The 19626-nt window shown below is 73.9% G+C and carries 20 protein-coding genes and 2 pseudogenes; 8 read left to right on the top strand and 14 right to left on the bottom strand.

Annotated elements, in window-relative coordinates; genetic code table 11:
- Nucleotides 1-85 precede the first annotated feature (85 nt).
- The gene (locus IEZ11_RS17215; protein ID WP_189263639.1) at nt 86-640 is read right to left on the bottom strand and encodes a cysteine hydrolase family protein; all 555 of its coding nucleotides are present in this window, start codon (nt 638-640) and stop codon (nt 86-88) included.
- The gene (locus IEZ11_RS17210) at nt 637-2112 is read right to left on the bottom strand and encodes a purine-cytosine permease family protein (RefSeq protein WP_189263638.1); all 1476 of its coding nucleotides are present in this window, start codon (nt 2110-2112) and stop codon (nt 637-639) included. The genes IEZ11_RS17215 and IEZ11_RS17210 overlap by 4 nt, the downstream gene beginning before the upstream one ends.
- Nucleotides 2113-2371: 259 nt before the next feature.
- Here IEZ11_RS17210 and IEZ11_RS17205 point away from each other — a divergent pair, with 259 nt between their 5' ends.
- Both IEZ11_RS17205 and IEZ11_RS17200 read left to right on the top strand, forming a co-directional pair.
- Entirely contained in the window at nt 2372-3331 is a 960-nt protein-coding gene (locus IEZ11_RS17205) for an ATP-binding protein (RefSeq protein ID WP_189263637.1), read from the top strand.
- Nucleotides 3332-3375: 44 nt separating this feature from the next.
- On the top strand, nt 3376-3768 hold the full coding sequence (locus IEZ11_RS17200) for an SCO5389 family protein (RefSeq protein ID WP_189263636.1): 393 nt from the start codon (nt 3376-3378) through the stop codon (nt 3766-3768).
- A 58-nt stretch (nt 3769-3826) separates the two neighbouring features.
- Here IEZ11_RS17200 and IEZ11_RS17195 read toward each other — a convergent pair whose 3' ends face one another.
- The 4 genes from IEZ11_RS17195 to IEZ11_RS17180 all read right to left on the bottom strand — a co-directional run bounded on the left by IEZ11_RS17195 (nt 3827) and on the right by IEZ11_RS17180 (nt 9097).
- Nucleotides 3827-4795 (bottom strand): threo-3-hydroxy-L-aspartate ammonia-lyase, encoded by a 969-nt coding sequence (locus tag IEZ11_RS17195; protein ID WP_189263635.1) that lies wholly within the window; start codon nt 4793-4795, stop codon nt 3827-3829.
- Between the two features lie 108 nt (nt 4796-4903).
- Nucleotides 4904-6145, bottom strand: coding sequence for a vWA domain-containing protein (locus IEZ11_RS17190; protein ID WP_189263634.1), 1242 nt, complete (start codon nt 6143-6145; stop codon nt 4904-4906).
- Nucleotides 6142-7359 (bottom strand): AAA family ATPase, encoded by a 1218-nt coding sequence (locus IEZ11_RS17185; RefSeq protein ID WP_189263633.1) that lies wholly within the window; start codon nt 7357-7359, stop codon nt 6142-6144. The genes IEZ11_RS17190 and IEZ11_RS17185 overlap by 4 nt, the downstream gene beginning before the upstream one ends.
- A 40-nt stretch (nt 7360-7399) precedes the next feature.
- Nucleotides 7400-9097, bottom strand: coding sequence for a hypothetical protein (locus IEZ11_RS17180; RefSeq protein ID WP_189263632.1), 1698 nt, complete (start codon nt 9095-9097; stop codon nt 7400-7402).
- Between the two features lie 210 nt (nt 9098-9307).
- On the opposite strand from IEZ11_RS17180, the gene IEZ11_RS17175 reads away from it, so the two are divergent.
- The 4 genes from IEZ11_RS17175 to IEZ11_RS17160 all read left to right on the top strand — a co-directional run bounded on the left by IEZ11_RS17175 (nt 9308) and on the right by IEZ11_RS17160 (nt 12872).
- On the top strand, nt 9308-9814 hold the full coding sequence (locus tag IEZ11_RS17175; protein ID WP_189263631.1) for a SigE family RNA polymerase sigma factor: 507 nt from the start codon (nt 9308-9310) through the stop codon (nt 9812-9814).
- 10 nt (nt 9815-9824) lie between these two features.
- Entirely contained in the window at nt 9825-10394 is a 570-nt protein-coding gene (locus IEZ11_RS17170) for a hypothetical protein (protein WP_189263630.1), read from the top strand.
- Nucleotides 10395-10482: 88 nt separating this feature from the next.
- Entirely contained in the window at nt 10483-11619 is a 1137-nt protein-coding gene (locus IEZ11_RS17165) for a dolichyl-phosphate beta-glucosyltransferase (RefSeq protein ID WP_189263629.1), read from the top strand.
- A complete protein-coding gene (locus IEZ11_RS17160; protein ID WP_229713088.1) occupies nt 11616-12872 on the top strand; it encodes a putative hexosyltransferase in 1257 nt (418 codons plus the stop codon). The genes IEZ11_RS17165 and IEZ11_RS17160 overlap by 4 nt, the downstream gene beginning before the upstream one ends.
- A gap of 25 nt (nt 12873-12897) precedes the next feature.
- Here IEZ11_RS17160 and IEZ11_RS17155 read toward each other — a convergent pair whose 3' ends face one another.
- The gene (locus tag IEZ11_RS17155; protein ID WP_229713086.1) at nt 12898-13698 is read right to left on the bottom strand and encodes an SAM-dependent methyltransferase; all 801 of its coding nucleotides are present in this window, start codon (nt 13696-13698) and stop codon (nt 12898-12900) included.
- A gap of 206 nt (nt 13699-13904) precedes the next feature.
- Here IEZ11_RS17155 and IEZ11_RS17150 point away from each other — a divergent pair, with 206 nt between their 5' ends.
- Nucleotides 13905-14294 carry a cold-shock protein gene (locus IEZ11_RS17150; RefSeq protein ID WP_189263628.1) on the top strand — a complete coding sequence of 130 codons (390 nt, stop codon included), beginning with the start codon at nt 13905-13907 and terminating at the stop codon, nt 14292-14294.
- A 693-nt stretch (nt 14295-14987) separates the two neighbouring features.
- Here the strand turns inward: IEZ11_RS17150 and IEZ11_RS17145 are convergent.
- The 6 genes and pseudogenes from IEZ11_RS17145 to IEZ11_RS17120 form a co-directional block, all read right to left on the bottom strand.
- Complete coding sequence (locus tag IEZ11_RS17145) at nt 14988-15641, bottom strand: hypothetical protein (RefSeq protein WP_189263937.1); 654 nt, start codon at nt 15639-15641, stop codon at nt 14988-14990.
- Entirely contained in the window at nt 15631-16089 is a 459-nt protein-coding gene (locus tag IEZ11_RS17140; RefSeq protein WP_229713084.1) for a DUF6114 domain-containing protein, read from the bottom strand. The genes IEZ11_RS17145 and IEZ11_RS17140 overlap by 11 nt, the downstream gene beginning before the upstream one ends.
- A complete protein-coding gene (locus tag IEZ11_RS17135) occupies nt 16080-16703 on the bottom strand; it encodes a DUF6230 family protein (RefSeq protein ID WP_189263627.1) in 624 nt (207 codons plus the stop codon). Before IEZ11_RS17135 ends, IEZ11_RS17140 begins: the two co-directional genes overlap by 10 nt.
- Nucleotides 16704-16875: 172 nt before the next feature.
- Nucleotides 16876-18018: an LLM class flavin-dependent oxidoreductase gene (locus IEZ11_RS17130; protein ID WP_189263918.1), complete on the bottom strand. Its 1143-nt coding sequence runs from the start codon at nt 18016-18018 to the stop codon at nt 16876-16878.
- Between the two features lie 156 nt (nt 18019-18174).
- Nucleotides 18175-18573 (bottom strand): annotated as a pseudogene (locus IEZ11_RS17125) (acyl-CoA dehydrogenase family protein); the annotation flags it as partial.
- Nucleotides 18574-18577: 4 nt separating this feature from the next.
- Nucleotides 18578-18982 (bottom strand): NAD(P)H-dependent oxidoreductase, encoded by a 405-nt coding sequence (locus IEZ11_RS17120; protein ID WP_189263626.1) that lies wholly within the window; start codon nt 18980-18982, stop codon nt 18578-18580.
- Between the two features lie 102 nt (nt 18983-19084).
- Between IEZ11_RS17120 and IEZ11_RS50875 the strand changes: the two are divergent.
- A pseudogene (locus IEZ11_RS50875) lies at nt 19085-19272 on the top strand (LLM class flavin-dependent oxidoreductase); the annotation flags it as partial.
- Nucleotides 19273-19424: 152 nt separating this feature from the next.
- Here the strand turns inward: IEZ11_RS50875 and IEZ11_RS52440 are convergent.
- Nucleotides 19425-19502, bottom strand: a complete 78-nt coding sequence (locus IEZ11_RS52440; RefSeq protein WP_350786652.1) for a putative leader peptide — start codon at nt 19500-19502, stop codon at nt 19425-19427.
- Nucleotides 19503-19626 lie beyond the last annotated feature (124 nt).

Below are 19626 nucleotides of genomic sequence, written 5' to 3'. Positions count from 1 at the left end.
GCTCCGCGGGGGCCGGGTGTGAGGGGGTGCGCGTCGTGAGCCATCCGCGGCACCGTGGCGGCTGGTCGCGCAGTTCCCCGCGCCCCTACGGGGCGCCGCAGGACAGCAGTTCGGTCGTCGTCACCCTGATCAGCGGTCGGTAGAGATCCAGCAGGTGCAGCGCCCTCGCGTGGGAGTCGTCGTCGGCGCCCGCGCAGGCGTCGGCGACGACCAGGACCTCGATGCCGGCGTCGGCGGCCGGCAGCGCGGTGGACAGGACGCAGCAGTCGGTGCTGACGCCGGCCAGGACCAAGCGGCCGTGCGGGGCGGCCAGGGCGGCGAGTTCAGGGGTCCATTTGCCAAACGTCGGGGAGTCCAGGACGACTTCGGCCTGCTCGGCGAACTCGTCGGTCAGCCGCCAGAGTTCGGCGTCCGGGGGCTGGAGCGCGAAGGGCCATCGCTCGTAGTAGGCCCGCCAGGCGCCGGTGGGGTGTGCGGGGGCGACGAAGCGGGTGAAGACCGTGCGGTTTTCGAACGCCGGGAGCAGCCGTCGTACGCCCGCCGCCGCCTCGGCGTAGCGCGGGGCGGCCCAGGGGCCGGCGGGGTCCGCGAAGACGTGCTGCATGTCGATGACGGCCAGAAGGCCGGGCGAGGTGGTCATACGGGGGTTGCCGGGGTGGTGGCGGGCAGGCTCTCCTGGTCCCGGATCCGGCCGCGGCCCAGCGCCAGGGTGCCGAGGAAGCCGAGCGCCAGGGCGGCCAGGACGCCCAGGTTGGCGTACGCCCAGGCGCCGGACCTGCCGCCGAGGCCGAGCGGCTCCAGCAGATAGCCCTGCCAGGTAAGCCAGCTCGCGGCGGTGTTGGTGACCAGACCCCAGCCGAGGGCGGTGGCGGCGAGGGTGAGGAGCAGGGGCGGCAGGGGGACGTCACCGTAACGGCCGGCCGGGCGGTAGAGGTCGGCCTCGTCGTAGTCGCGGCGGCGCAGCGCCAGGTCGGCGAGCACGATCCCGCACCAGGCGGCGATCGGTACGCCGAGGGTGGTGAGGAAGCCCATGAACTGGCCGAGGAAGTCGTCGGCGAAGAAGACGATGTAGACCGAGCCGGCGATCATCAGGACGCCGTCGACCAGGGCGGCGAGGTAGCGGGGCACGGGCAGCCCCGCGGAGAGGAGGGCCAGCCCGGAGGAGTAGATGTCCAGGACCGCGCCGCCGACCAGGCCGAGGACGGCGACGACGGCGAACGGGACCAGGAACCAGGTGGGCAGGATGGTCGTCAGCGCGCCGATGGGGTCGGCCGCGATCGCCTTGTTCAGGGTCTCGGAGGACCCCGCGAGCAGCAGGCCGAAGACCAGCAGGAGGAGCGGGGCGACGGAGCCGCCGAAGGTGGTCCAGCCGATCACGCCCCGGCCGGAGGAGCCGCGCGGGAGGTAACGCGAGTAGTCGGCGGCCGCGTTGACCCAGCCGAGGCCGAAGCCCGTCATCATGAACACCAGCGCGCCGATGAACTCCTGGGCGGAGCCGGACGGGATCGCGCTCACCGTCGCCCAGTGGATGTGGCCGGCGACGAGGACGACGTAGACGACGGTGAGGACGCCGGTCACCACGGTGATCACGGTCTGCAGCCGCATGATCAGGTCGAAGCCCGTCACGCCGCCGGCCACGGTCAGCGCGCAGACCACGATCAGCGCGACCACCTCGGTCTCGGTGCCGCCGCCCCAGCCGAGGCGGGTGAAGACCGTCGCGGTGGCCATGGTGGCGAGGGCGATCAGGACGGTCTCCCAGCCGACGGTGAGCACCCAGGAGACGACCGACGGCAGCCGGTTGCCCCGCACGCCGTACGCGGCCCGGCTGAGCACCATGGTGGGTGCCGAGCCCCGCTTTCCGGCGACCGCGACGAAGCCGCAGAGCAGGAAGGAGGCGAGGATGCCGAGGACGCCGGCGGTCAGCGCCTGCCAGAAGGAGATGCCGAAGCCGAGCGCGAAGGCGCCGTAGCTCAGCCCGAGCACGGAGACGTTCGCACCGAACCAGGGCCAGAACAGGGTGCGCGGGGTGCCCTTGCGGTCGGCGTCGCCGATCACGTCGAGCCCGTGCGTCTCGACCTGGAGCTGTCTGCCGGGTTCCCGTGCGTCCGCCATCGTCGGCCCATCTGTCCAGGTGTGTTGGCTGGAGGCTAGGTCGGCCGGTGACAGGGGTCAAGAACAAATGATCAGACGGTGATCGGACGGGATCGGGACCGCGGCCCCGGGCACCGCCCCCGCCCACAGCGCCGGACCTGCGGCTCCGTCAACCGCGGGGGTCCGTAGCCCGGTTGGCCGACTCCGATTTGACACCGCCGACGGCCTCCCATCAACCTGTGCTCATGAAATCCATTTTCAACAACGGGGGTGGCTGATCATGCGCGTGGCCTTCGTCGGCAAGGGCGGCAGCGGCAAGACGACCCTGTCGGCCCTCTTCGCCCGTCATCTGGCGCGGTCCGGCGCGCCCGTCGTCGCGATCGACGGTGACATCAACCAGCATCTGGCCCAGGCCCTCGGCCTCGGCGAGGACGAGCCGTTCGCGGCGCCACCGCTGAGCGCGCGCACCGGTGAGATCAAGGACTACCTGCGCGGCGCCAACCCCCGGATCGCGTCCCGGGAGGCCATGGTCAAGACGACCCCGCCGGGGCAGGGCTCGCGGCTGCTGCGGCTGCTCGGCGACGACGAGGTGCACTCCCGTCACGTCCAGGAGGTCGGCGGGGTGCCGCTGATGGTCACCGGGGCGTTCGCCGGGAGCGACCTCGGGGTGGCCTGCTACCACTCCAAGCTCGGCGCGGTGGAGCTGTACCTCAACCATCTGGTGGACGGTCGCGGCGAGTACGTGGTCGTCGACATGACGGCGGGCGCCGACGCGTTCGCCTCCGGCCTGTTCACCCGTTTCGACATGACCTTCCTGGTGGTCGAACCGACCCGCAAGAGCCTGTCCGTGTACCACCAGTACCGGGACCACGCGGCCGAGTTCGGGATCCCGGTCGCCGTGGTCGGCAACAAGGTGACCGGTGCGGACGACCTCGCCTTCCTGCGCGAGCGGGTGGGCGAGGACCTGTTGGCCCACTGCGAGCTCTCGCGGTACGTCCGCGCCCAGGAGCAGGGGCGCGGCAGCGGTGCGCTGGAGCGGTCCAACTCCCGGGCGCTGGACCGGCTGCGGGCCGCCGTGGACGGCAGAGGCAAGGACTGGGACGCGTTCCAGCGGCACGCCGTGGAGTTCCACCTGCGCAACGCCGCCGCCTGGGCCGACGCGGCGACCGGCCGGGATCTGGCCGCCCAGATCGATCCGGACTTCCGGCACGGCCCGGCGGCACTGCCCGCCTTCGCCTGAGCTCCCGATTCCCCCACCCATCCGAAAGAACAGGACACTCAGACATGTCGCTCGACGTCTCCCCGCAGCTGCTCGCCGAAGCCGAGAACGGCGCGGTGCGGGAGGAGGACTTCATGGAGACCGTCCGTACCTCACTGCCCTACGCGTACGATCTCGTCGGCCGCCTGGCCGCCGAACTGCGCGGGGGCACCGCCGAGTTCGCCGACAACCAGACCCCGCCGCCCTCGGAGCGGGAGCGCGGCCAGCTGCTGCGGGCACTGTCCTCCGACGCGATCCGGGGCGGCCTGGAGCGGCACTTCGGGGTCGCCCTCGCCTTCCAGAACTGCCACCGGGTCGCGGTGTTCCCGCCCGGGGCGCGGGGCGGTGAGACGCACACCCGGTTCACCTCGGCGCGCGCGCAGATCCTCAACCAGTCGCCGGAGTTCCGCGACTGCTGAGCGCCGGCCGTCGGTCCGCGGGCTCCGGGAGACCGCGCCGGCCGCCGCCCGTCCGGGTTCAGCCGGCGACGAGCTCGGCGAACCGCTCCGCCCCCACGTTGCCGCCGGACAGGACGACCCCGATCCGGCGCGGCAGCGGTGCCACCCGGTGGGCGAGCAGCGCGGCCAGACCGCTGGCACCGCTCGGCTCCAGGACGGTCTTCAGCCGCTCGAAGGCGAACCGCATCGCATCCGCGATCTGTTCGTCGGTGACCAGCGAAACGCCGTCCACCAGCCGCTGGTTGAGGGAGAAGGTCAGCTCGCCCGGGATGTTCGCGGCCTGGCCGTCGGCGATGGTCCGGGGTACCGGGATCGACACCCGGTGCCCCGCCTCCAGGGACCTCATGGTGTCGTCACCGGCCGCCGGCTCGACCCCGACGACCCGGATCCCGGGCAGCAGCCCCTTGGCGGCGGTGGCGCTGCCCGCGATCAGCCCGCCGCCCCCGACGGGCACCACCAGGGCGTCCAGTTCGCCGACCTCCTCGACGAGTTCGAGGGCGGCCGTACCCTGCCCGGCGATGACGTGCGGGTGCTCGTACGGCGGGATGAGCGCGAGCCCGCGTTCGGCGGCGAGGGCCTCGCCGATCGCTTCCCGGTCACCGGTGTAGCGGTCGTACGTCACGATCTCCGCGCCGTAGCCCGCGGTGGCCGCCAGCTTGGCGCGCGGGGTGTCCTCGGGCATCACGATGACGGCGGTGGTGCCGAGTTCACGGGCGGCGAGGGCGACGGCCTGGGCGTGGTTGCCGGAGGAGTAGGCGGCGACGCCCTTGGCGAGCTGCGCGGCGGACAGCCGGGACACGGCGTTGTAGGCGCCCCGGAACTTGAACGCGCCGATCCGCTGGAGGTTCTCGCACTTCAGGAAGACCTCGGCACCGACCAGCTCGTCCAGGGTGCGCGAGCGCAGCACGGGGGTGCGGTGGGCGACCCCCTTGATCCGCGCCGCCGCGTCGTGCACGTCCTGGAGAGTCACGGGCGGGGTGTCGGGCATGTTCGTCCTCCGTTCAGGGCGCCGCCGGGCGCCGGATGGGCGTCTACCGCATGGACTTATTGTCTATCACTTGGACAGGAAGTCCAGACCCGGTCCCGGCCGGCCGGGCTAGCCGATCTCGACGACCCGAGCCCAGGCGGGCGGTGCGGCCGGTACGTAGTCGGGGTCGTCCTCGTCCCCTGACGTGTCGCCGTACTGCCGGGGGAACAGGCCCACCACCGTGCGGCAGGCCGGCCGTGTCCGCGGCCAGGGGGTCTGTCCGTCGGTGAGGGCCACCACGACGTCCGGGGCCGGCCGCGTCCGCAGCGCCCTGGTGAAGCCCGCGCGCAGGTCCGTACCGCCGCCGCCGACGAGCGCGATGCCCTCCGCGCGGCACAGCGGCTGCACGGTCCGGGCGGCCGCGTCGCAGGACAGTACGGAGACCAGGTCACGGCGGCCGCCGACGGCGCGGGCGATCGCGGCCACCTCCAGCAGGGCGCTGCCCAGTTCGGCGTCGCTGACCGAGGCGGAGGTGTCGATGACGACCGAGACCCGGGGCGGACGGCGGCGCAGGCTCGGAAGGACCACGCCGGGCAGACCGGCCGAGCGGCGCGACGGACGGCCGTAGCTGTAGTCCTCGCCGGCGCCCGCGGCCGAGGCGGCCGAGCGGACCGCGGCGCCCAGCAACTCCCGCCAGGGCTGCGGCCGGTGGAAGGCCTCCTCGGCCCAGCGCCGCCAGCCCTGCGGGGCGTCGCCCGGCCGGCCGGTGATGGCCTGCGCCACCCGGAACCGGACCCCGTCCCGTTCCTGGTCGCTGAGACCGTGCGCGCCGTCCGGCCCCAGGTCCCACTCCCGGTCCGCGCCGTCGGCGCCGCTGCCGCAGTCCAGCCAGCTGAGGTCCTCGGTCAGCGGCCCGAGCCGGAACCGGCGCAGGTAGTCCTCCATCAGCCCGCCCTCGTCCAGCCGCAGCATGAACGGCAGGACGGCACCCCGGGGCTGCACCAGCCCGTCGCCGTACGCGTCGTCGTTGATCTCCAGGTCCGCCGCGATGTTCATCCGCAGCCGCTCGCCGGCCCCGCTGAGCCCGCGTTCCCTGGCGACCCGGTCGCTGCGCGCGTGGTGCTCGCGCAGCAGGTGCGACACCTCGTGCACCCACACCGCGGCCAGGTCCTCCTCGGGCATCCGGTCCACGAAGGCGGGCGAGACATAGCACCGCCAGTGCTTGTCGACGGCCATGGTCGGCACCTGCCGGGACTCCACCACGTGCAGGGCGAACAGGGCCGTCGCGAGGTAGGGCCGGGCCCGGACGGCCTGCAACCGGGCGGCGTAGAGCTTGTCCAGGTCCAGTGCCCCGGCGGGTTCCGCCGTCATCGGCCCGCCTTCGCGGCGACGCGTTCGGCCGCCCGGTCGGCGCGCCGGGACACGGACACCGCCCCGGCGAGCCGTTCGATCGCCGCCGGGACGTCCCAGTCGTCCCGGCGCAGCGTGGCCAGGGTGGTGGCGGGGACGACCACCAGGTCGGGAGCTCCGGTGTCCAGTGCCCGCACCAACAGCGCCCAGGCCGCGTCCCAGCGGGCCCGGTCCGGCCGTTCGCGGACCGCCGCGACCACTCCGTCCAGCACGGCCTGGCGCAGGTCACCGCGCTCGGGCAGATCGGCCGCCGCCGGGTCGGCGAGCAGCGTCTCGGGGTCCGGGAGCTCCATCCGGTCGACGCTCGCCAGCAGTTCGAGCCCGGCGCCGTCCCCGACCGTTCCCCTGACCAGCAGGGAGAGCACGTCCCGGGAGGAGTCGGCGGCGTACGCGAAGGCGACCAGGCGCAGCGTCATGTCCCAGCTGCGGGGTGACGGCCAGGCACCGCCCCGGCGCGCCTCTCCGCTCGGCAGCCGGTGGACGAGCGTGGGGCGGGTGGCGAGCAGGCCGCACACCGCGCGGCGCGCGAAGTCCACGGCGGCGGGCAGCCGTTCCGGGTCGAGCCGGGGCAGGGTCGCCCGGGGCCAGGTGCCGCCGAGGCCGCGGACGACCACCTCGTGGTCGTGGGTCCACTGCAGATGCACGAACCGGTTGGCCAGCGGCGGGCTCAGCTCCCAGCCGTCGGCCGCCGAGGACCGCGGGTTGGCGGCGGCCACGATCCGTACGCCGGGCGGGAGCCGGAGCGCGCCCACGCGGCGTTCGAGCACCAGCCGGAGCAGGGCGGCCTGCACGGCGGGCGGAGCGGTGGACAGTTCGTCGAGGAACAGCAGGCCCCGGCCGGCCCGCACCAGCCGGACCGCCCAGTCCGGCGGGGCCATCGGGACGCCCTGGACGGCCGGGTCGTCGCCGACGACGGGCAGGCCGGAGAAGTCGGACGGCTCGTGGACGCTGGCGATCACCGTGGTCAGCGGCAGGTCGAGCGACTCGGCCAGCCGGTTCAGGGCGGCGGTCTTGCCGATGCCGGGCTCGCCCCACAGGAGGACGGGCAGGTCGGCGGCGACGGCCAGGGTGAGCGCCGCCAGCTGGCTGTCGGACCGGGGTTCGGTGGTGGAGTCGCCGAGCAGCCCCAGAAGGGTGTCCGAGACAGTGAGTCGGTCAAGGGCATGCGTGGTCATGAGTGATCACCTCGGGGTGTGAGAAGGCAGGTGGGTGGGGTCAGCGCCGGTCCGCGGGGCGTGGGCCCAGGCGCGGGTCGTGGACGGACCGGCGCCGCCGGGTGCGGACGGGTCCACGGCGGGATCCGGCGAGGCCCGCCCGGTAGAGGCCGTACGTGATCCGGCGCCGCGCGGCCGACTCCAGCTCGTCCCGCAACGGGCCGTCACGCAGGACGGCTTCGGGACCCAGCAGTTCCTCGACGACGGCGAGCGCTCCGGCGATGTCGCCGTGGTCCAGGCGTTCGCGGACGCCGGTGAGGCAGTCGGGGCGGCGGTGTGCCTCGTCGATGACCCGCAGGCAGGGCAGCGGCGGCCCGCCGAGCGCCACCAGCAGTTCCTCGCGCCGCAGTTCGTCCGGGGAGTGGTCCAGCGGTGACAGCACCCCGTCGACCATGCCGATCCGGTGCCGGGCACCCCGGCAGTCCACCGGACGTCCCTGCCGGGCCGGGTCCGGGTGCGGTGACCGGGGCACCGCCTCGCATCCGGGCACGAGCGCCGCGGCGACCAGCGGATGCAGCCGGCCCGCGTCGACCAACCCGGCGCGCAGCAGCGCCAGATCGGGGAGCGTCCAGGTCGCCGCGTCGGGCAGGACGAGCGGCCCGCCGGTGCCAGGCGCCCGGCCGCCGGTGTCCCGGCCAGCGGTGTCCCGGCCGGCGGTCACGGCCCCGTCGGCCGCGAGGTGCAGCGCGAGCCGCTGCCGGCCGTCCAGGCGTACGACGACGACCCCGCTGTCCAGCCCCTCCGCCCCCAGCACGATCCGCGCCTCGTCCGCCCAACGCTCCGTGGCACACGACGACCGCTCACCGAACCATGGCCGGTCGGCGAACGAGAGTGGTTCAGCGCCCGGGGTCCGGTCGCCGCGCTCGGACCGACCGGCGTGCAGGCGCCAGTCGGCACACGCGAACCGGTCGCCGCACGCGCACCGTTCACCACACGCCAACTCCACGCCACACGTGGATCGTTCACCACACGCCAACCGGTCGCCGCACGCAGACCGTTCACCACACGCCAACTCGTCGCCGCACCCGAGCCGTTCACCACACGCCAACTCATCCCAGCAGCCGAGCCGTTCACCACACGCCAGCTGGTCACCACCCGTGGGCCGTTCACCGCCCACGAACCGCTCCCCGCCCACGGCGCGTTCACCGTCCACGGGCCTGTCGGCGCCCGAGCGGGTGCGGAGTTCGTCGGCGGCGTCCGCGTCCCACAGGTGGCGGTGCAGGTCGAAGCGGAAACGCCGGCTGGGGTGCGGATGCGGGTGCCCGCGGGCGACGGGCTCGCTCAGGGTGCCGTCCCACACGGCGAGGCTGACCCGCTGCCCGGCGTCCGCCCAGGCCGGCGGGGTCCGGGCCACCAGGCACAGGAGGCCGTCCCCGGCGTCGTAGCGGGCCAGCGGCATGGTCAGCCCCGGCCGCAGCAACCCGTCGGGCGCGATCCTGGGCAGATGCCAGCGCAGCAGGTCGGGCGCCAGCCTGCGCAGGTCGGCACGGATCCGGTCCCGGACGTCCCGACCCCGTGAACGGGCCAGTGCGCGCAGGTCGAGGTCGACGTCGAAACCGGCGGCGGCACAGGCCCCCGCCCAGTCCCCGGAGTTCCGGCGGGCGGTCGCGGTCTCGATCATGGCGGGCGGCACGGCGAACTCGCGCACGCGCCGCCACAGGGCGAGGCGGGTGTCCCCGATCGCGGGGTGAGTGGCCATCAGCACTCACCTGACGCGGACGGGACCCCCAATCTGACAGCAGAGTGAGTGGTCATCGCGGGGAGCATACGGCGGTCTCGTCCCGGTCGGCCACGCAATTACGCGGCGGGCCCGCACGTGACGCGGATCACCCCGGCCGAGTGCAGCGTTCCGCCGCCCCCAGGGCCTTTTCCCAGGTGTAGGCAGCCGGGGAGAGCGGGGACCGTGGGAATGGAGCAGGCTCGGGCCGGTGAGTACGACGAGTTCGTGGCGGCCCGCTGGTCGGGGTTGTGCCATCTGGCCCGTCTGCTCACCGGTGGCGACCGGCATCGGGCCGAGGATCTGTTGCAGGAGTCCTTGGTCCGGTTGTGGTTCGTCTGGCCGAAGATCGCCGACGAGGCGCCGGAGGCGTACGTCCGCAAGGTCCTGGCGCGCGCGGCGGCCCGCTCGGCGCGGCGCCGCTGGTGGGGCGAGCGCCCGGTCGAGGAGCTGCCGGAGGTGGCGGCGGCCGGTGACATGTCGGCGATCGTCGCCGAGCGTTCCCGGCTGGAGGCGGCGCTGGCGCTGCTGACCCCGCGCCAGCGGGCCGCGGTCGTCCTGCGCTACTACCAGGACCTGCCCGACCGGCAGGTCGCCGAGGTGCTGGGGTGCCCGGTGGGCACCGCCCGGTCGCACGCGGCACGCGGGGTGGCCCGGCTGCGGGAGCTGCTGGCGGACGTCATCGAGCCGGTGGGGTGAGGAAGAGGCCATGGATCACTTCGAGCGGCAGTTGACGCAGTTGATGCACGGCGACCGGGAACCGGCGGCGTTCGAGCCCCGGCACCGGGAGCGGCTGCGGGCCGGTGTCCGGGCTCGGCGGCGGGTCCGGGCCGCGCGGCGGGCGGCCGGCAGTGTCCTCGCGGCCGCGGGACTCGGCCTCGGCCTGTTCCTGTGGCCGCACTCCGGCGTCCGTGACGAACCCAGCGCGCCGCACCCGTGGCCCGCGACCAGCCCCACCGGCCCCGCGGCACCGACGCCGGGCGTCTCCCCGAGCGTACCGGCCGCCGGCGTCACGACCTCGGCACCGCCGCCCACGGACACCACCGCGCCCACGGACACCCCGTCGGCCACCGACGGAAGCACCGCCCCGAGCTCACCGACCCCGACCGGCACGGCGACCGCCACCCCGGACGCGGGCACGACCCGGAGCGCGACCCACGGCTCGTCCGGGGATTCGACCGCCACCACGTCGCCTCCGTCCACGCCCGCGACCGGGGGTACCGACCCGTCTGACGGCTCCTCGGCCGGCTCGTCGGCCGCGGCCGGTTCGGCCGGATAGCGGACGACGCCACCCCCTCGCCCACCCCACCACCACCGGGTGTGTCTTCGGCACGCCCCGAGAACGAGTACGGATGACTGAAAACGCCATGAATCACCCTCGGGTCGCCCTGCCCGTCCCGGCGCCGCCGCCTCCCCCGCACCACGACGAGCCGGTCCTCGACCTGGCCGTACCGGTGTTCAACGAGGAGAAGGACCTGGAGCCGAGCGTGCGACGGCTCCACGCCCATCTGCGGGAGACGTTCCCGTACCCCTTCCGGATCGTCGTGGCCGACAACGCCAGCACCGACGCCACCCCGCTCATCGCCGCCCGGCTCGCCGCCGAGCTGCCCGAGGTGGAGTGGACACGGCTGGCGGAGAAGGGCCGCGGCCGCGCGCTGCGGGCCGTCTGGTCGGCGTCGTCGGCGCCCGTCGTGGGCTATCTGGACGTGGACCTGTCGACCGGGCTGGCGGCGCTGCTGCCGCTCGTCGCCCCGCTGCTGTCGGGCCACTCCGACCTGGCCATCGGCACCCGGCTGGCGCCCGGCGCACGGGTGGTGCGCGGCCCGAAACGGGAGGCCGTCTCCCGCTGCTACAACGTCCTGCTGCGCTGCACGCTGTCGGTGGGGTTCTCGGACGCGCAGTGCGGGTTCAAGGCCGTACGACGGGACGCCGCCGCGCAGTTGCTGCCGCTGGTGCGGGACTCCGCGTGGTTCTTCGACACCGAGCTGCTGGTGGTCGCGGAGCGGGCCGGGCTGCGGATCCACGAGGTGCCGGTCGACTGGGTGGACGACCCCGACAGCCGGGTCGCGCTGCTGTCCACGGCGCTGGCGGATCTGCGCGGCATCGCGAGGGTCGGCCTGGCCACGGCCCGCGGCGCGCTGCCGTCCGGGCGGCCACCACGGCCGTTCGCCGTCCCCGTGGCCGTCGTCGCGCTCGCGCACCTGCTCCTGTACGCGGCACTGCGCCCGGCCGCCACCGGGCAGATGGCCAACGCGCTGTCCCTGCTGGCCTGTTGGACGGTCGCCCAGCCCGTCCTGCGGCCCCTTGAGCGGTCCGCCCGGCCGACTCTGGCCGCCCGGCTGGCGCTCACCGCCGGTTCGCTCGCCGTGCTGCGGCACACGGCCCCCGCGGCCGGGCTCCGCACGGAACTGGCCGTACTCGCCGCCGCCCATCTGTCCCTCCTCCTCGCGCGGTCGGCCTTCGGTGGGCGGCGCGGTCGCCGGACGGGGTCGGCGGTCTCATGACCACGCCCCTGAAGCGCACGGCGCCGGCCGTGCCCGCCGTCCCCGGGGCCGCCGCGCCCGTACCCGGACGGCGCCTGCGCGACACGGCCCGACGCCACGGCCCGGTCCTCGCGCTGTACGGCGTCCTGAAGCTCGCCGGCTTCGGCTCCTTCATGTACCTCCTGGACTCGGCCGGGGACTTCCGCAAGAAGCATCCGCGGTTCGGCGGCGGGGCGCACACCTGGGACGTGCTGGGCACCTGGGACGGCTGGTGGTACCAGCAGATCGCCCTGCACGGCTACCACCCCGCGCTGGTGCCGGTCCCCGGTGCCACCGGCCTGATCACCCTCCAGGGCAACTCGGCCGCGTTCTTCCCGCTCTACCCGGCGCTGATGCGGGTGGCGATGGAGGTCACCGGTCTCGGTCCGTTCGGGGCCGGGCTGCTGGTGTCGGTCCTGGCGTCGTTCGCGGCGGCGCTCGGGATCTCCGCCGTCGCCGCGTGGTTCGGTGGCCGGCGGGCGGGCCTGGCCGCGGCCGGGCTGTGGGCCGTGTGGCCGGGCTCCGGCGTGGAGTGGGCGGTCTACTCCGACTCGCTGTACGTGGCCCTGGCCGCCTGGGCCCTGTACGCCGTGCTGACCCGGCGCTGGCTGACGGCGGGGGTGCTGACCTTCGCGGCCGGCCTCAACCGGCCCACCGCCGCCGCCCTGGTCGCCGCGCTCGCCGTGGCCGGGCTCCTCGCGCTGCGCCGCCGCACGGACGGCGTGGCCCGTCCGCTGACCGCGATGCTCGTGGCCCCGCTGGGGCTGCTCGGCTACCTGGGCTGGGTGGGCCACCGCATGGGTGACTACGGCGGCTACTTCGAGCTCCAGTCAGGGGCGTGGGGGCACGAGTTCGACTACGGCCGGCAGACCCTGGACGTCCTGACCTCCGTCCCCGTGGGCCACTTCGGGTATCTCTTCGCGCTCCCCTTCGCGGACGTCATCGGGGTCGGGGTGGTCCTGCTGGACCTGGCGCTGCTGCCGCTGCTGTTCCGGCTGCGGCCGCCCGCCGTGCTCGTCGTGCACACGGTACTGACCCTTGCCCTGGTGCTCGGCAGTCAGCAGTACTTCGCGAACGTGTCGCGCTACCTGCTGCCCGCCTTCCCGCTGTTCGTCCCCCCGGCGGTCGCGCTGCGCCGGGTCGGCCTGCCCTGCCTCTGCGTGCTGCTGGGCATCGCGGCGCTGGCCTCCGGCTCGTACGCGGGCTACGCCCTGTTCGAGCTCGGAGTGCCCTGACGGCCGCGCGGTGCCCGACGGCGCCTCAGTCCTTCCTGACCGCCACCGCGCCGTAGAAGCCGATCTCCTCGGAGCCGGCCGGCGGGGTGGCGTCCGGGCGCCAGAACGGGACCTGTGTCACGCCGGGTTCGACCAGCTCGAACCCGTCGAAGAACGCCTCGACCCGGGCCCGCGGGCGCAGGTTCATGGAGGCGGTCGCGTTGTTGTAGACGGCCTGGGCCTCGCTGCGGTCGTCGGCGAAGTCGTCGGTGGCGTGCGAGAGCACCAGGATGCTGCCGGCCGGGAGCGCGTCGCGCAGGGTGGCCACGATCCGCTCCGGCTCCTCCTCGTCGCGGATGAAGTGCAGGATGGCGACGAGGAACAGCGCCACCGGCTCGCCGAAGTCGATGACCCGGCGCACCTCGGGGTGGTCGATCACGGACAGCGGGTCGCGCAGGTCGGCGAGGACGATGCTGGTGGAGCCGGCCCGGCTGAGCAGCGCGTCGCCGTGGGCCTTCACGATCGGGTCGTTGTCGACGTAGGCGACACGGACGTCCGGCGCCAGTTCCTGGGCTATCTCGTGCACGTTCGGCGACGTGGGCAGCCCGGTGCCGATGTCGAGGATCTGGCGGACCCCGCTCTCGATGACGTACCGGACCGCGCGCTGGAGGAAGCCGCGGTTGGCCCGTACCGAGATCCACACCTCGGGCGCGACGGAGGCGAGCTGGTCACCGGCCTTCCGGTCCACCTCGTAGTTGTCCTTGCCACCCAGCAGGTAGTCGTAGATCCGGGCCGGATGCGGCTTGCTGGTGTCGATCTCCATGGCCCCGATGCCGTCCTGCGTCACGTGCACTCCTCTCAACGACCGTCCCGGCTCCCCATGGCCCACCGACGGCTGGCGACAGCTTTCCACATCAACTTCTGTGTCAGCGCACCGAGTTCCCTCGCCGTCGCAACGTCCCGCGGTGGGCCCGGTCGACCGACCGGGCCGGTCTTGACTACCATCGGACCCAGGTGTCCGGGCAGGTGGCCCGGTTTGGTTGGGGGTTTCTCATGGTTTCTGGTCGTGTGGTGCGGTTCGACAGCTCGCGCGGGTACGGGTTCATCGCTCCGGACGGTGGCGGAGAGGACGTCTTCCTGCATGTGAACGACATGCAGATGGCCGAGTCCTACGTCCGTCCCGGCGTGGCCGTGGAGTTCGACATCGAGGCCGGCGAGCGTGGTCCGAAGGCGTCCGGCGTCCGGCTCGCCCGCGGCGCCGACGTCAGGACGCTCGGGCCGGACGACGACTCGCTGTGCGATCTGCTCAGCGCGGAGGAGTTCACCCGCGAGGTCACCGAGACGCTGCTGGCGTCGGCGCCCACGCTCACCGCCGAGGAGATCGTGCGGGTCCGGGGCGCGCTGGCCCAGTTCGCGAAGAACCACGGCTGGATCGAGGGCTGACCTGCCCACGGTGGGCGGCCGGCTCACGCGTCGCACGAGCGAAGCAGCCGACCGCCCACCGCCGGGGACCGACGGGCAGCCCTCCGCTGTCGCCGACCGGCGACAGGGCCGCGCAGCCGTGTCCCCGGGTGCGGCCCCGGCCGGGCTCGACCGGACGTCCGACCGGCAGCGGGCCGAGCCCCGACACGGTCGTCGGCCGCCCGGGTCACGCCGACGACCACCACGGCGACGGCCCCGCCCATCCCAAGCGCCTCGACCGGTCGGCATGACCGAGGCGCGCCGGTCCTCCGCGCATCGTCATGACGAGGGTCACGCTCTTGCTGTCCGACTGTGACGCTCGCCCCGCGTCCGGTTCATCGCCGTCGTCCTGGCCGTCGGCAACGCGGTGGACGCGCCCCGTCCTGGGTGGGCATCACCGCCCAGGTCATCGGTCCGGCCGCCCCGATCGTCTGCACGAAGGTCCCTCCCGAGCGGGCCCAGCGGCGCGTGCTGGAGTCGCGGGGGCTGACTGCACCCCGGTGACCCGTCACGTCGGCTCCGAACGAGGTTCGGGAGCCCGACCGCCGTCCGGCACGCCCTTCCTCCTCGGTGACGCACGGGTGCGACCGCATGACCGGCCCGTGCCATCGCTCCTGACGCGGCGTCGGGCGCGCCCCGGGTGGCCGGTGCTCCGAGCGGGTTCGAGACGACAGGTCATGCCCGGTGCGGTCCCTGCGCGGTCGTCCGCAGTCGCGGGCCCCTGACGGACAGCCGGCCGCCGAACTGGGTGATCTGGGAGGCGGTCGCCGCGGCGAACGTGATGGTGCGGGTGGTGGCGGGACCGGCCGGGTGCGAGAGCCAGCGGGGTACGGCGTCGGGGGTGACGGCGACGGAGCGGTGTGCCGGGAGCGGGCCGCCGCCGAGGCCGGTGACCCTGCCGGTCAGTCTGCGGACGTAGAGGGTCGCCACCCCGCCCGCCCCCTGCCCCTTGAGCGTCGAGGTGCTCGCCGGCCTCGCCCACAGACGCATCGCCGCGCGGCCCCGGCCCGCGGTCAGGTCGAGGCTGACGGCGTCCAGCGACCGTACGGTGAACTTCAGGGCCCGGACGGTCCCGGCTCCGGTGCGCACCGAGACCACCCCGCGGAACCGCGCGCCGCGCAGTACGAGCCGGTCCGCACGGAGCACGCAGAAGCCCTTCGCGACGCGCACCGGGGGCGACGCGTCGAGCCGGGCGCCGGAAGCGCTGCCCACGCCGCCCGGACCGCCGACCGCCCGCTCCACGTGGACGTGCAGGAGCACGGCCACGCCGACCACGGCCAGCGCCGCCGCGAGCGGCCGGACCGCGCCCCCGAACCGGTCAGGTGCCACCGCACCCCGCTTCCGCCGCCGACGGCTCGTCGGCCGGGGGCGGCAGCCAGGCACAGGCCAGCGAGCCGCCGGTCAGACCGCAGGCCACGCCGAGGAAGAGGCCGCCGAAGTTGGCGACGGGGAAGGAGACCAGGGCGAGCAGCAGGGTGGCGATCCCGGCGAACACCCGCAGGTGGGGGCGGCAGCAGAGCGCGATACCCAGGGCCAGGAGCAGGGTTCCGATCAGCAGCGACCCGGCGCCCGACGTGGTCGACAGGGCGAGCGGAATCCCGCCCAGGGTCAGGTTCGCGTAGGGCCAGTAGAGGATGGGCAGGCCGGCGGCGAAGGTGAACAGCCCTGCCCAGAAGGGCCGTTCGCCCCGCCAGCTGCGAAACCTGCTTCGGAACTCCGGCGCCCTCGCGAGCAGTTCACGTCTCCTGTCGGCGGCGGTCCGCCGGATCAGAAGCATGCGTGGTCGCCCTGCTGGAGCCGGACCCGCAGGCCCGGGATGTTGAACGTGCCGGCCGAGACCGCGACCGCGCTCACCCGCACGTCGGTCAGGGTGGTCGACAGCGCCTGCTGGGCGACGCCGTCGGGGTCGAAGAACCGCGAGTTCCGGTCTGCGGACCTGACCGGGCCCTTGGTGAGGGCTCCCTGCGCGACGCCGATGTCGAGGCCGTCGAAGTTCGCCTGACCGACCGACTCGGTCGTCGCGTCGATGAAGAGGTTCGAGGCCTCGACCGGCCGGCCGTCGCCACCGGTGAGCCGCAGCGTCTGGGTGCCCAGCACCGGGACGTCGACGACGACGGACTGGCACAGTCCGCTGACGGTCGCGTGCCGGAATCCGGAGACGGCGACGGGGACGAGTTCGTGTTTCCTGGTCACGTCGATCATGCCGTAGAGGCTGAAGCCGCGGGCGGTCAGGGAGTCGGCGGCGACCTGGAACTTCTGGCCGGAGATGAAGAACGAGGCGGCGAGCACACCCTGCGCCATGGCGACACCGACGGCGGCGCAGGCGGCGACACCGGGCACCAGGATCACCGCGAACCGTCTCCAACGGGTTCTTCCCGCACGGCGCGACATCCCGTCTCCTTCGGTCGTGAGGTAGACCCACCCAAGCCGACAAGGCAGCGGATGCCCCTTTTGTCCGGTGATGGATCCTAGGCTCCCGGCCGCGCGAACCGACTGCACGCCAGGCCCGCCGGACGAGTGACGCAACTTCTGCTGCTCCCTTCGGGCGAACGGGCCCAAGGCCTCAGGACGCGCACGGCACCTGCGCCGTCGGCGCTTCGCCCTTGCCTCCGGGATGCCGCCACACGCCCTGGGCGGCCAGCCGGGGCAGCACCCCTTCCCCGAACCAGTACGCCTCCTCCAGATGCGGGTACCCGGAAAGCACGAACTCCTCGATACCGAGGGCCGCGTACTCCTTGATCCGCTCGGCGACCTCGTCGTGGGAGCCGACCAGGGCGGTCCCTGCGCCGCCGCGTACCAGCCCGATGCCCGCCCACAGGTTGGGGTGGATCTCCAGGGCGTCCCGCCGTCCGCCGTGCAGCGCCAGCATCCGCCGCTGCCCCTCCGACTCGCTGCGGGCGAGCCCCGACTGCACCGACCGCACGGTGTCCGGGTCGAACCCGTCCAGCAGCCGCCCCGCCTCGGCCCACGCCTGCTCGGAGGTGTCCCGGGTGATGACATGCAGCCGGATCCCGAACCGCGGGGTGCGTCCCCGGGCCGCCGCGAGCCCCCGGATCCAGGCGATCTTCTCGGCGACCTGGGCCGGCGGCTCCCCCCAGGTCAGGTACACGTCCACGGAGCGGGCCGCGATCTCGCCCGCGACCGGCGAGGACCCCCCGAAGTACACCTCGGGAACCGGCTCCGGCACCCGGGCCAGTCTGGCGTCCTCGACCCGGAGGTGCTCCCCGTCCAGGTCGACCGCCTTGCCCTCCCAGAGAGCCCGTACGACCTCCAGGAACTCACCGGTGCGGCGATAACGGGCGTCCTTGTCGAGGAAGTCACCGTAGGCCCGCTGTTCGTTGCTCTCGCCGCCGGTCACCACGTTGAGCAGCAGCCGTCCGCCGGTCTGCCGCTGGAAGGTGGAGGCCATCTGCGCGGCGAGCGTCGGCGAGACGAATCCCGGCCGGAAGGCGACCAGGAACTTCAGCCGCTCGGTGTGCTGGCTGACCATCGCCGTGGTCAGCCACGCGTCCTCGCACCAGGCGCCGGTCGGGGTGAGCGCCCCCACGAAGCCGAGGTCCTCGGCGGCCCTGGCGATCTGGCTCAGATAGGCCACCGTCGGCGGCCGGTCCCGTCCGGAGGCCGTCGCGGGCGTGCCGTGGCCGCCGCCGACGACGTGCCGGCTGTCCCCGTTGGTGGGCAGGAACCAGTGGAAGGCGAGCGACACGGGGGTCTCCGATCGAAGGGCAGGGCGGGAGGTCGCAGCAGGCCGTGGCGGGGCGGCCGGGTGTCGTTGAGGACGTACCGGCCGCCGCGCTGGATCTTCCAGCGGGTCGGGTCGTGCAGGGTGTGGGGCCGGGCGTCCCGCCAGTGCCGGTGCGGACATGTCCTGGACGTGTTTCGTTCCGGCCTCGGACTGGGCGTTGCCGAAGCGGCGGCCGACGAGCAGTGCGGCGAAGAAGAACTTGCGCTGCTTCTCGGTGCCCTGACGGCTGGTCACATTGACGTACGCGAAGTGGCTCTGCGGGATCCGGGCGAGGCTGCCGTCGGCGGACCCCAGGCGCCGGAAGATCTCCGCGAGGATCTGGGCGCCGACGTCGGCGCCGCCGTGCTCGGCAGGCGCGGTGACGCCCTGCGGGCCGGAGGCCGACAGACGGTCCAACTCGGCTCGGGGCAGCCTGCGTTCGGAGTCCCGGCCGGCTGCCCCGGAGCGGAACTCGTCGGCCAGGACTCTCGCCACGGCGAGTGCCTCGGTGTCGTCGGCGATGACGTGGGCGGTCATCGGGTCAGCTCGCCGCGGCCAGGGCGGGCAGCCGGCCGAGGAGCGCGACCGAGAACTGGTCCACGGCCGGGGTGAGAGCCTCGGCGGCGGCCGGCGCGAGGACCAGGGTGCAGTCCTCGCTCACGGTGATGTCCTTGTCGAGGAGCGCCTTGAGGACTCCTGAGTACGACGCCTTGTAGGCCGGGGTGCCGATCACGACCCCGTCCGCGCGGGCGAACAGCTCGGTCGCCTCGACGATCGCCGGGTGCCGGACGTCGGCGCCGAGCAGGGCCTCGGCGGGGATGGTGCGGACGTCGAGCGGGACGACCTCGTGGCCCTGGGCGGCCAGTCGCCGGTCGAGGTGGCGCAGCAGGCGGCCGGTGCGGGAGGCGGCGGAGGGGCTGCCGGAGACGGAGAGGACGGTGGCCATGGAGCTGCCTCCTTCGTGGCGTCGCGGCGTCGCGGCGGAGCGAGGGTCAGGCGCGGGCCTGGGCGGGTTCGGGCTCGCTGTCGGGGAGCCGGGCCTCCAGTTGCGCTCAGCCAGGTCCGCTACATGGCCGGCCACGGCACCGAGTACCAGCACGAGTCGACCAGCTTCAGCCTCGCCCTGCTGCTCGCCACCGAGCGCCTCAAGATGATCGCCGCGGTCCACCCCGCCCTCCGGCACCCCGGTGTCCGGGCCAGCTCGGCGCCACCGCCGACGGCGAATTTCACGGGCGCGGCGGGCACGCGGAACTCCTGTCACGAGTTTTCAGGCACGCCGGAATTCGGCGGCGCCCGGTGCGGTGCACACGCGGGCCCGCTGAATTCGGGCGGGGAAGGGGGAGGTGAAGAGGGCGGAGAAGAGCGCGGCGGATCTTGGTGGGTGCCGATCAGGCCGCGGCGCAACAGGAGGCGCTGGAGACGCGCGCGAGGTCGACGTGGCGTCGCCGCGTGAGGTCCAGTCGCATCTTCATGCCGTCGATGCTCGCAGTCGGCGCCGACGGACGTCAAGGAAAACCCGACCGTTCTCGTATCGCGGACCATTGAATTTCACGAACGCGTGACAGGGAAACCCTTGAACCCGCTCCGAAT

The organism is Streptomyces fuscichromogenes (assembly GCF_014645815.1).
GTDB lineage: Bacteria > Actinomycetota > Actinomycetes > Streptomycetales > Streptomycetaceae > Streptomyces > Streptomyces fuscichromogenes.
This window is presented reverse-complemented; position numbering and strand designations above follow the sequence as displayed.

What these genes read in the sequence shown, in the direction of transcription:
- IEZ11_RS17215 (WP_189263639.1), bottom strand. Translation starts at nt 640, where the DNA reads ATGACCACCTCGCCCGGCCTTCTGGCCGTCATCGACATGCAGCACGTC.
- IEZ11_RS17210 (WP_189263638.1), bottom strand. Translation starts at nt 2,112, where the DNA reads ATGGCGGACGCACGGGAACCCGGCAGACAGCTCCAGGTCGAGACGCAC.
- IEZ11_RS17205 (WP_189263637.1), top strand. Translation starts at nt 2,372, where the DNA reads ATGCGCGTGGCCTTCGTCGGCAAGGGCGGCAGCGGCAAGACGACCCTG.
- IEZ11_RS17200 (WP_189263636.1), top strand. Translation starts at nt 3,376, where the DNA reads ATGTCGCTCGACGTCTCCCCGCAGCTGCTCGCCGAAGCCGAGAACGGC.
- IEZ11_RS17195 (WP_189263635.1), bottom strand. Translation starts at nt 4,795, where the DNA reads ATGCCCGACACCCCGCCCGTGACTCTCCAGGACGTGCACGACGCGGCG.
- IEZ11_RS17190 (WP_189263634.1), bottom strand. Translation starts at nt 6,145, where the DNA reads ATGACGGCGGAACCCGCCGGGGCACTGGACCTGGACAAGCTCTACGCC.
- IEZ11_RS17185 (WP_189263633.1), bottom strand. Translation starts at nt 7,359, where the DNA reads ATGACCACGCATGCCCTTGACCGACTCACTGTCTCGGACACCCTTCTG.
- IEZ11_RS17180 (WP_189263632.1), bottom strand. Translation starts at nt 9,097, where the DNA reads ATGGCCACTCACCCCGCGATCGGGGACACCCGCCTCGCCCTGTGGCGG.
- IEZ11_RS17175 (WP_189263631.1), top strand. Translation starts at nt 9,308, where the DNA reads ATGGAGCAGGCTCGGGCCGGTGAGTACGACGAGTTCGTGGCGGCCCGC.
- IEZ11_RS17170 (WP_189263630.1), top strand. Translation starts at nt 9,825, where the DNA reads ATGGATCACTTCGAGCGGCAGTTGACGCAGTTGATGCACGGCGACCGG.
- IEZ11_RS17165 (WP_189263629.1), top strand. Translation starts at nt 10,483, where the DNA reads ATGAATCACCCTCGGGTCGCCCTGCCCGTCCCGGCGCCGCCGCCTCCC.
- IEZ11_RS17160 (WP_229713088.1), top strand. Translation starts at nt 11,616, where the DNA reads ATGACCACGCCCCTGAAGCGCACGGCGCCGGCCGTGCCCGCCGTCCCC.
- IEZ11_RS17150 (WP_189263628.1), top strand. Translation starts at nt 13,905, where the DNA reads ATGGTTTCTGGTCGTGTGGTGCGGTTCGACAGCTCGCGCGGGTACGGG.
- IEZ11_RS17140 (WP_229713084.1), bottom strand. Translation starts at nt 16,089, where the DNA reads ATGCTTCTGATCCGGCGGACCGCCGCCGACAGGAGACGTGAACTGCTC.
- IEZ11_RS17135 (WP_189263627.1), bottom strand. Translation starts at nt 16,703, where the DNA reads ATGTCGCGCCGTGCGGGAAGAACCCGTTGGAGACGGTTCGCGGTGATC.
- IEZ11_RS17120 (WP_189263626.1), bottom strand. Translation starts at nt 18,982, where the DNA reads ATGGCCACCGTCCTCTCCGTCTCCGGCAGCCCCTCCGCCGCCTCCCGC.
- IEZ11_RS52440 (WP_350786652.1), bottom strand. Translation starts at nt 19,502, where the DNA reads ATGCGACTGGACCTCACGCGGCGACGCCACGTCGACCTCGCGCGCGTC.